This window comes from Coleofasciculus sp. G3-WIS-01 (genome assembly GCF_040223135.1).
Taxonomy (GTDB): Bacteria; Cyanobacteriota; Cyanobacteriia; order Cyanobacteriales; family Coleofasciculaceae; genus Coleofasciculus.
On record NZ_JAVJZI010000247.1, the window covers coordinates 1 to 9,825 of the forward strand.

The window sequence follows — 9,825 nt, forward strand, 5'->3', positions numbered from 1 at the left end:
CGCCCTGCATGGTGCCTTTGGCTTAATTGGCTTTATGCTGCGGCAATTTGAAATTTCCCGCGTGGTCGGAATTCGACCCTACAACGCCATTGCCTTTAGTGGACCTATCGCGGTATTTGTCAGCGTATTCTTGATCTATCCCTTGGGGCAATCCTCTTGGTTCTTTGCTCCCAGCTTTGGCGTAGCCGGAATCTTCCGCTTTTTGCTATTCTTCCAAGGGTTCCACAACTGGACACTCAACCCCTTCCACATGATTGGAGTGGCGGGTATCTTAGGTGGAGCTCTGCTTTGCGCGATTCACGGTGCAACGGTAGAAAACACCTTGTTTGAAGATGGTGAAGGGTCAAATACCTTCCGGGCGTTTAACCCCACCCAAGCCGAAGAAACCTATTCAATGGTAACGGCGAACCGTTTCTGGTCTCAGATTTTCGGGATTGCGTTTTCCAACAAGCGCTGGCTGCACTTCTTCATGTTGTTTGTCCCCGTGACAGGCTTATGGATGAGTTCAGTGGGTGTGATTGGCTTAGCCGTGAACCTGCGGGCGTATGACTTCGTCTCCCAGGAAATCCGGGCGGCGGAAGACCCCGAATTTGAGACATTCTACACCAAGAACATTCTCCTGAATGAAGGAGTCCGGGCTTGGCTGGCGCCTCAAGACCAACCACACCAAAAGTTTGTATTCCCTGAGGAGGTTCTACCCCGTGGTAACGCTCTCTAGTAGTTCCATGGTGGCGGGAAACCGCGACCAAGAATCATCAGGTTTTGCCTGGTGGGCGGGTAATGCCCGTTTGATTAATCTCTCCGGTAAATTACTGGGGGCTCATGTCGCCCATGCTGGATTAATTGTCTTCTGGGCTGGGGCAATGACATTGTTTGAAGTTGCCCACTTTGTTCCAGAAAAGCCCATGTATGAACAGGGCGCAATCCTTTTACCTCACCTAGCGACCCTGGGTTGGGGTGTAGGTCCCGGTGGTGAAGTGATTGACACATTCCCTTACTTTGTGGTAGGGGTGCTGCACATCATTTCGTCTGCTGTTCTGGGTCTGGGCGGTATCTATCACGCCGTTCGTGGCCCAGAAACCTTAGAAGAGTACTCCGCCTTCTTTGGTTACGACTGGAAAGATAAGAACAAGATGACCACAATCATCGGGTTCCACCTGATTGTCTTAGGTCTGGGTGCTTTCCTGCTCGTGATTAAAGCCATGTTTGTGGGGGGTGTTTATGATACCTGGGCGCCCGGTGGCGGTGACGTGCGGATCATTACTAACCCAACGCTGAACCCGGCGGTGATCTTCGGTTATCTAACCCGCTCTCCCTTTGGTGGAGAAGGTTGGATCATCGGCGTCAACAACATGGAAGATATTATCGGCGGACATATTTGGATCGGTCTGATCTGTATTTCTGGCGGTATCTTCCACATACTCACCAAGCCCTTCGGCTGGGCACGTCGCGCCTTTATCTGGTCTGGAGAAGCGTATCTCTCCTACAGCTTAGGTGCGTTGTCCCTGATGGGCTTTATCGCCGCTTCGTTTGTTTGGTTCAATAACACCGCTTATCCCAGCGAATTTTATGGTCCAACCAACGCAGAAGCATCTCAGGCTCAGTCCTTCGTCTTCTTAGCGCGTGACCAACGGTTAGGGGCAAACATTGCTTCAGCTCAAGGTCCTACTGGTCTAGGGAAATACCTGATGCGCTCTCCAACTGGAGAAATTATCTTCGGTGGTGAAACCATGCGCTTCTGGGATTTCCAAGGTCCTTGGTTAGAGCCGCTACGGGGTCCTAACGGACTGGATGTAGATAAGCTGAGAAATGATATTCAGCCTTGGCAACTGCGCCGTGCGGCTGAGTACATGACCCATGCACCGAACGGTTCTATCAACTCCGTTGGTGGCATTATCACGGAAATGAACGGGTTTAACTACGTTAACCCCCGTGCATGGTTGGCTGCGGCTCACTTTATCTTAGGATTCTTCTTCTTGATCGGTCACCTCTGGCACGCCGGTCGCGCTCGTGCGGCTGTTGCTGGATTTGAAAAAGGTATTGACCGTGAGAGTGAGCCAGTATTGTTTATGGGTGATCTTGACTAAATTGGTTCATTTCATCCACTAAAACTTAATTGGCTTGAAGGCTCTTGTTGAAACGCAAGAGCCTTTTTTATAGAGCAAAAACTTCTCTCCAAGCGGTTGTATACAACGTCTCTACAATATTTAGAGGAGTTGGTTAGTATTCTGGTTGGAATTACGGACAGGGAGGGTTAAGACGGATGAAACAGTTAGCGTAAAGCTCGCCCATCTGTTCCTTTTTCGATACGTTGAACAGACGGCGAAGTCCGATCATGTTCTACCTCAATGACAGCTAAAATTCCTTCCTCAACAGGGACAGCACGCCATAGGGGAAAATAGGGTTCAATCTCAGGAAAATTACCGATCCGGTCTGTCAACCACTGGTACATTTCCCGTGAGGGTACAATAAGCAAGCCTCCAACAATTGCCCGTTGAAGGAGTCCAATGGCAATTTTGTTTAAAGCGCGGTGGCTTGAGGATACATTACCTGTTTCCCATTCAACTACGAATTGTCTATCATTAGAGAGTGTTTTAACCGCATCTACTGGACCAGGGCGAGCATTCGTTATGATCTTCATACGTTTTTCCCGTTGCCAGCCAAACTGCTCATCTAGGACAGTTATACAGCTTTCCTTTATCGGTTTTACACCATTTTTATGTTTCTTGTTTTCCTCACGCAGGATAAACTGATTATTGCCTGGGGGCCAGTGAACTGCATGAATCGCAGTATAAACTTCTTCTAGGACTTGCTCAAATTCCTCTGTGTCTGCAAACTGCCCTTTTCTAATCAGAAATTCAGTCCTGTTTATCTTCATTCAGCAGGTTTTCTACTTCAGCCACAATGGATGCAGCCGACACACCAAGCGCCTCTGCAAGCTTGATAATCGTTGATAGGGTAGGTTGTCTTAGCCCCCCTTCCAGACGAGAAATAAATGTTCGGTCAAGCTGACTTCGGAAGGAAAGCTCTTCTTGTGAAAGGCGTTTTGCCTTCCTCAGACGCTGAAGAACCTTCCCAAATGCTTTTTCTGGCGTCACGGTGTATCCTCCAAACTAGAGGGTATCCTGGTTGACGGAACGATGCAGTTGCCTATAGGCTACAAAAGCCTCACCCCAGTCTGATTGACATAACGGAGAAAACTTGGCTCATGTCTGTCGCTTATCCATTGTTTCAAGCCATCGGTATCAAATCCGATGATTCAGTCGCGATTAAGCAATTAGCGTCTAAAACAGGTATTTCTGTTGAACGACTTAGATACTACGATAAAAATAGAATTTTGCCTTCGGATACAGATTTAGATAAAATTTGTTCGGTGACAAATATTCCTCGCCTAAAACTTAAGTTGTTAATGGGTTGTCTGGATCGGAAAACCATTGCCGCCATACAGAATAAGGCTGAAGAAATTTATGAAATTATTAAAACTGATAGTCCATCATTGCCTGCTGATACAACGACGCCAAGATTAATGTTCAAAACTGATTATGGACAGTTATATCAGGGAAATTGCCTAGATTTGATGCGCGACATGGAAGCAGAAACGGTTGATTTAGTTTTTGCCGATCCCCCTTTTAATCTCAGTAAAAACTATCCTTCAGGCATAGATGATAATTTAAACAAATCTGATTATTTAGAGTGGTGTGAAGCTTGGCTCAATGAATGTATTCGCATCTTAAAGCCTGCGGGTAGTTTATTCCTCTGGAATCTGCCTAAGTGGAATAGTCACCTATCTGGATTTCTGAATCACCGCCTAACGTTTAGGCACTGGATATCTGTTGATATTAAATACAGATTTACTATTGCTGGACGGTTATATCCTTCCCATTATTCACTGCTTTACTATTGTAAGGGGGAAAAGCCAAAAACCTTTCATCCGGATAGGCTTCCGCTAGAGATATGCTCAAACTGTTATCGGGAGTTGCGCGATTACGGAGGCTATAAACATAAAATGAATCCTAGAGGTGTCAATCTAACCGATGTCTGGTACGATATTCCACCCGTTAGACACAAGCGTTATAAGCAGCGAGAAGGAGCGAATGAACTTTCTATTAAACTGATAGATCGGATTATTGAAATGGCATCTGATCAAGGAGATATTGTTTTTGATCCCTTTGGTGGTGCAGGGACAACTTATGTCGTCGCAGAGATGAAACATCGCCGTTGGCTTGGTATTGAGATTGGTTCTGTCGATGATATTTTAAGCCGTTTCCAGAAACTTGATCAGGAACGTGATTATTTACAACAGATTCGAGAGGGTTATAATTGCCTGTTTACTAACAAAACAGTGAAGGTAAGGAGGGAGAAGGGACTCTGGACTTCAGAATCGGTTAGAGAAAAAGCTCAGATGTGTGTAAAAACACAAGGGAAGGGTAAGAAGAAAGCTTTAGGTATTCAAACTGAACTGGATTTCTCAGGAATTAATAATCGGTCAAAGCTTACCTAGATCAGGGCACGATAATCAGAGTGCCCCTACCGGATCAATTCGCTCTAAACAATGGTAGGGGCATGGCAATGCCATGCCCTCAGGACTTACCCAGATACATTATATATGGTGGCAATGGTGCGTTAGCGTAGCGTAACGCACCCTACAGATAGAGGTGTTGCGTAAGTCCTAGCTCTATTTAATGAGGTGGACAGGATAAAAGTCGAGAAAATGGGACAAGGATTTGCCCGGAAACCCCGAAAACTGAAACATGAAGACACGACTACGCCAGAACAATCCTCACCTTTGCTGCTCAAATCTTGGTCATTTGAGTCTTTTACTCGGCGTTTCAAATTCTGAACCCCACGTTTCGTGTTCTGAACCCCACGTTTCGTGTTCTGAACCCCAAGTTTCGTGTTCTGAACTTCAAATTCCGTGTTCTGAACCCCAAGTTTCGTGTTCTGAACTCCACCTTTCGTGTTCTGAACCCCAAGTTCCGTGTTCCGAACTTCAAATTCCGTGTTCCGAACTTCAAGTTCCGTGTTCTGAAGTCGAAATGCCGTGTTTCTGGGTGAAAAGGCAACAGGGGAATGTCTTAACGTATCCCCATCACCCCGTCACCTCGTCATCCCCTAGATAGGGCTTCCTGCCAAATTTCGTAGTTATAGAACTTGCAGTTCTCTTGGATAGCGAGGATGATGCTGAGGGCAGATTGACCAGAATCAGTTGGGATTAAGGTAAGGAGATGGGGGGAGGTATTGAGTGATGGCTCCTGCGTCTTTCTTGGCGATATTACCTAACGCTGTGACGGCACTACTACGCACAGAAGAGTAAGAATGGCATGGCTGCCGGATGGGTTTCTTTCATGGTAAAGCGAAAGAACGTGAAAAGCTTACTATGACTAAATTATAACTTGTTTTAGTTCTTTTTTCGTTCAAGTCCCACTAATCCTTCAAACTAAGGTATAGGTCGAGACGGAGGTACTTGCAGCTTGGGTGAAGCACTCAACGTTTGGTATAAGCTCTCAGATATGACTCGGTTGGCTTCCTCGGTCAAATGAATGGCATCCCAAAACGCCCGATCTGAAAAATTGCGATAAACGTTGTAGAAGTTTAGGGTTTTCACATTTTGGGGATACCAGTTCTGAAGCTGCTGTAGCGATTGGGCTAAAGCGACATAGCCATCTTGGATGCGTTGTTGGTAGACGGCTCCTAATTCAATCAAAATTTCCTTCTCTCTGAGTGAGATTTTTTGGTTACCGCGACCGGTAATTTCTGGTTGTATGGCGATAATTAAGGGAATGGATGCCCCAGTTGCCAAGCGAATCATTTGCTTGTGGCGATCGCGGTATCGAATTGCCCGTTCCTGTAGTTCCTCTGAATCAGCCGGAAGATAATTTACCAAGTGTGCTGTACCATTCAACGCGGCTAGACTCAGCCGACTGACTGAGGGTTGGGGATTTAATATCCAGTATTGGATGGCTCTGACAAGATAGGTGTTGGTTACCAAAGAGGTTAACTCTTGGCTGAGGTGCGTCCAAAAATGCCCAGACGCATTACTGAGAAATGTTTCAATATGGGGAATATCCGTTGCCATGCGATCGCTCGGTAGGAGCAAGTCCATGTATCCATCCAAAACAATGATCGCGTCAGGTTGATAGGGCAAAATCTGCAACGCTAACTGAGCCAATTCATTCCCCGATGCATACCCCGGTACAGCCGCATTAATCACCCGATATTGACCGCCTTTAATCTTAGGAGGTAATGCCAACGCCTTTTCTAAATCTGGTTTATAGAAGGGCAAGTCTGTTGGTCGATATTTCTCCGGAGAACGCTGCTGTTGGGCAACCCGTTCATTGAGACGCGCTTCCAGTTGAGCAGCAATGGTGGCTTGATTACTGGGATTCCATTGACCAAACGCCGTCGATCCTCCCAGTAAAAAAATCCGAAATTCAGTGTTGGGTTTGGCTAAGGGGACAGGTTCAGTGTCGCGGAATCCTTGGGGATTAATCTGCCAAAAATTGCTGGTTTGGTCGCCAACAAGCTGATAACCTACAGCAAGACTACGGTGGGCAGCCAATCGCCCTTGTTCGGATAAACCATCATAAGGCTTGTTAGTGTCATTCAAAAACTTGAGGCGGTAAACATTCACAATCGCTGGTTCACCCTCATAAGCAGCTAACTCAGCGCTTTTGCCCATGACACCAACCAACAGCCGAGTGGACAATTCTAAGAGAATCAAGGCGATCGGAATCGCCAAAACGATCGCGAGCAACGGCAAGGGACTGCGGCGCTTACGGTAGGTGCGACGGCGGCGCGACTTGAACATCAAATAATTTTCCTCAAATCATCACAAAATCGGGCGGCTGCGTTGCTAAACTTAACACGGATGCGGCTATATGACCGACATTAAAACGTGATAGTCACTGCTGATCGCGGGTTAAACATCCAATTTTGTACAGAACTATCCATTATACCTATGCCCTGCAAACTACTCTTTGTCTGCCTTGGTAATATTTGCCGTTCTCCCTCTGCCGAGAACATTATGAATCACTTAATTGAACAAGCGGAACTTCAGGAGAGCATTGTCTGCGATTCGGCGGGGACGGGTGATTATCATATTGGTTCTCCTCCCGATCAACGCATGACTCTAGCCGCCAGCGAACGGGGAATCATCCTCAAGGGGAAAGCCCGACAGTTTCAAGTCTCTGACTTTGAAGCGTTTGACCTGATTTTGGCGATGGATCGGGAGAATTTACGCGATATTATGTTCCTGGATGCTACGGGGAAGTATCGGGATAAGGTGCGATTAATGTGTGATTTTGCCACTCGTCATCGGATACGAGACGTTCCTGATCCCTACTACGGGGGTCCAGAGGGATTTAACCAAGTGATTGATTTACTCCTCGATGCTTGCGAGGGATTATTGGAGTATGTAATTAAGACCTATTCCTTACCTGCCAAAGGCAAAGCCCAATGAGCTTTTTTGAAAAACTCAATCATGCGATCGCACAACATCAAAGTTTACTCGTAGTCGGACTCGATCCCAACCCAGAAATGATGCCCAGACGTTACTCTACCGGAGGACACTCAGGTGATCCCATTGATGGGTTAAGGGATTGGCTCCACTTCATTATCGAGCAAACGGCGGATTTAGTCTGTGCGTATAAGCCCACATTTGGCTTTTACAAGGCGTTGGGCGCATCGGGACTAGACTTATTAGAACAGACACTCGCGGCGGTTCCTGACTCCATCCCGATTATTTTAGATGCGAAACATGGTGACCTAAACACTAGCACTGTTTTTGCAAAGACCATTTTTACTCGATGGCGGGTTGATGCGGTTACGCTGAGTCCTTATTCTGGACAAGACCACGTTGCACCCTTTTTAATTTATCCCGGTAAAGCCGTCTTTATTCTCTGCTGCACCTCCAATCCGGCGGCTGTTGCCATACAGCAGTATCCCCAACCCCAAACACCGCTTTATCTGCAAGTGGTGAAGGAAGCCAAAACCTGGGGCGCACCCGAAGATTTAGCCTTAGAAGTTGGCACAACCTCTCCAGACATATTGGCAAAAATTCGGGCAATTGCCCCAGAACGCTTAATTTTAGCCCGGAGTATCTGGGCGGAGGGAGGTGCTGAACTTAACCAAATTTTAGCTGCTGGGTTAAATGCCAATGGTGAGGGGTTATTAATACCAGTTCCCCAGGATATGTTAGCCACAGAAGAACCCGCCGCCGCGATACAACCCCTGCGAGAGGAGATTAATCAGGCAAGAGGGAGAAAGATTCAAGCGGGTTCTGTTTGTGACCTATGGATGCCGGATGTCTGTTTTCTCGAACAACATCCCCATCAGGATTTAATTCTCCAACTTTATGACATGGGTTGTATTCTATTTGGCGAATTTGTCCAAGCATCTGGAGCCGTTTTTCCCTACTATATTGATTTGAGAAAAGTTATCTCCAATCCCCAACTTTTCCATCTAATGCTGAGTGCTTATGCAGAGATTCTGCAAACCTTAACCTTTGACCGGATTGCCGGGATTCCTTATGGGTCATTACCCACGGCAACCGGGTTATCCCTGCGCCTGCATCACCCGATGATTTTTCCCCGCAAGGAAGTAAAAGCCCATGGGACGCGACGGGTTATAGAGGGTCACTTTGAACCAGGGGAAACAGTGGTTGTGGTAGATGATATTTTGATTAGTGGTAAGAGTGTGATGGAAGGGGCGGCGAAGTTGGAGACAGGGGGATTAAACGTGCAGGATATTGTCGTATTTATTGATCACGAAGGGGGAGTGAAGGATAGATTGAGGGACAACGGTTATCAGGCGCATTCCGTGTTAACGATTTCAGAAATTACCCAAACCCTGTATCAAGCGGGGCGGATTACTCAGGAACAATTCCAGGCATTTAACCACAGTATTCAGTAAGTTAACACCCCTCTAAATTGAAGCGCAGAAACTCGGTTTATTGCCCACTAAAGATCGCATAGATATGATGGCTACCCGTGATTCTTTTATATACCAGGGATTTCTGATAATTTCAGATATTCAATGATTCTAAGTCTCGATACCCATTAATGATGCGAGCAATATCTATCCCGTCAGGTCGGGGAAAGTAAAATATGATGTAATTTTCCACAATAAAACCTCGGAGATTTGCTTTGATTGAACTGTACGTTTTGCCCATGTTGGGGAATTGAGCAAACTGACGGCACTTATCTCGGACTTTTTTAAAAAATCGAATCGCCAAGTCTGGGTTTATTTCCGACATGGATGCACAAATCTCGTCTAAGTCAGCTAGAGCAGCATCAGAGAATGAATAAGTCCCCATTAGGAATCCTCAGTCTGTTGCTGTAAACGGTTCAGCAGGCGATTAAATACAAGTTCTCCATCTGTAACCTTTCCTTGTTGAATTTGGCTTTCCCCGATTTCGATTTTCTGGCGGAGTTCGGCTAAATATTGTTCTCTTTTATCTAATAGTTCCAAGGCGGCTAATATCACTTCATCCGCCGACTGGTAGCGTCCCCGATTTAATTGATGGGCAATCCGTTGTTCAATTTCTGGCGTAAGGGATAAACTCATGGCGAGAACTCCATACAGATTAACTTGATTATCGTGCGATGTTCGGGGGGCTTCTAGGACAATCTTTGTCTCCTTACCGCTTCTAAAAACCTAGACAAACCTACCCATCAGTAATTCTGTCTTGGTATAAGTCCACGGTGTAACTTTTGGTCAATGACCGTTAACGCTCACCGCTTGGCTGATACCCGGCATTGTTGCTCGATATCAGCCTTAACCAACGGCTCCCAGTTAGAGACACTATAGTAATCGTGTCTACGATTG

The 9,825-nt window shown here is 46.3% G+C and carries 10 protein-coding genes; 5 read left to right on the forward strand and 5 right to left on the reverse strand.

Annotated elements, in window-relative coordinates; all coding sequences use genetic code 11:
* Both RIM23_RS26110 and psbC read left to right on the forward strand, forming a co-directional pair.
* A partial coding sequence (locus RIM23_RS26110) for a photosystem II D2 protein (photosystem q(a) protein) (RefSeq protein ID WP_446370749.1) occupies positions 1–718 on the forward strand: 718 nt, incomplete at its 5' end.
* 7 nt (positions 719–725) lie between these two features.
* On the forward strand, positions 726–2,087 hold the full coding sequence (gene psbC, locus RIM23_RS26115; RefSeq protein WP_446358280.1) for a photosystem II reaction center protein CP43: 1,362 nt from the start codon (positions 726–728) through the stop codon (positions 2,085–2,087).
* Between the two features lie 185 nt (positions 2,088–2,272).
* Here the strand turns inward: psbC and RIM23_RS26120 are convergent, their stop codons facing one another.
* Positions 2,273–2,878, reverse strand: a complete 606-nt coding sequence (locus RIM23_RS26120; protein WP_446358278.1) for a restriction endonuclease — start codon at positions 2,876–2,878, stop codon at positions 2,273–2,275.
* Positions 2,859–3,098 carry a helix-turn-helix domain-containing protein gene (locus RIM23_RS26125; protein ID WP_446358276.1) on the reverse strand — a complete coding sequence of 80 codons (240 nt, stop codon included), beginning with the start codon at positions 3,096–3,098 and terminating at the stop codon, positions 2,859–2,861. The genes RIM23_RS26120 and RIM23_RS26125 overlap by 20 nt, the downstream gene beginning before the upstream one ends.
* A gap of 110 nt (positions 3,099–3,208) precedes the next feature.
* Between RIM23_RS26125 and RIM23_RS26130 the strand changes: the two genes are divergently transcribed.
* Positions 3,209–4,501 (forward strand): DNA methyltransferase, encoded by a 1,293-nt coding sequence (locus RIM23_RS26130; RefSeq protein ID WP_446370751.1) that lies wholly within the window; start codon positions 3,209–3,211, stop codon positions 4,499–4,501.
* Positions 4,502–5,437: 936 nt separating this feature from the next.
* Here the strand turns inward: RIM23_RS26130 and RIM23_RS26135 are convergent.
* Positions 5,438–6,808: an SGNH/GDSL hydrolase family protein gene (locus RIM23_RS26135; RefSeq protein ID WP_446370753.1), complete on the reverse strand. Its 1,371-nt coding sequence runs from the start codon at positions 6,806–6,808 to the stop codon at positions 5,438–5,440.
* A 150-nt stretch (positions 6,809–6,958) separates the two neighbouring features.
* Between RIM23_RS26135 and RIM23_RS26140 the strand changes: the two genes are divergently transcribed.
* A complete protein-coding gene (locus tag RIM23_RS26140; RefSeq protein ID WP_446370755.1) occupies positions 6,959–7,459 on the forward strand; it encodes a low molecular weight protein-tyrosine-phosphatase in 501 nt (166 codons plus the stop codon).
* A complete protein-coding gene (locus tag RIM23_RS26145) occupies positions 7,456–8,910 on the forward strand; it encodes a bifunctional orotidine-5'-phosphate decarboxylase/orotate phosphoribosyltransferase (protein ID WP_446370757.1) in 1,455 nt (484 codons plus the stop codon). The genes RIM23_RS26140 and RIM23_RS26145 overlap by 4 nt, the downstream gene beginning before the upstream one ends.
* 112 nt (positions 8,911–9,022) lie before the next feature.
* Here the strand turns inward: RIM23_RS26145 and RIM23_RS26150 are convergent, their stop codons facing one another.
* Complete coding sequence (locus RIM23_RS26150; protein WP_446370759.1) at positions 9,023–9,313, reverse strand: type II toxin-antitoxin system RelE/ParE family toxin; 291 nt, start codon at positions 9,311–9,313, stop codon at positions 9,023–9,025.
* Entirely contained in the window at positions 9,313–9,564 is a 252-nt protein-coding gene (locus tag RIM23_RS26155; protein WP_446370761.1) for a type II toxin-antitoxin system ParD family antitoxin, read from the reverse strand. The genes RIM23_RS26150 and RIM23_RS26155 overlap by 1 nt, the downstream gene beginning before the upstream one ends.
* Positions 9,565–9,825: the final 261 nt, after the last annotated feature.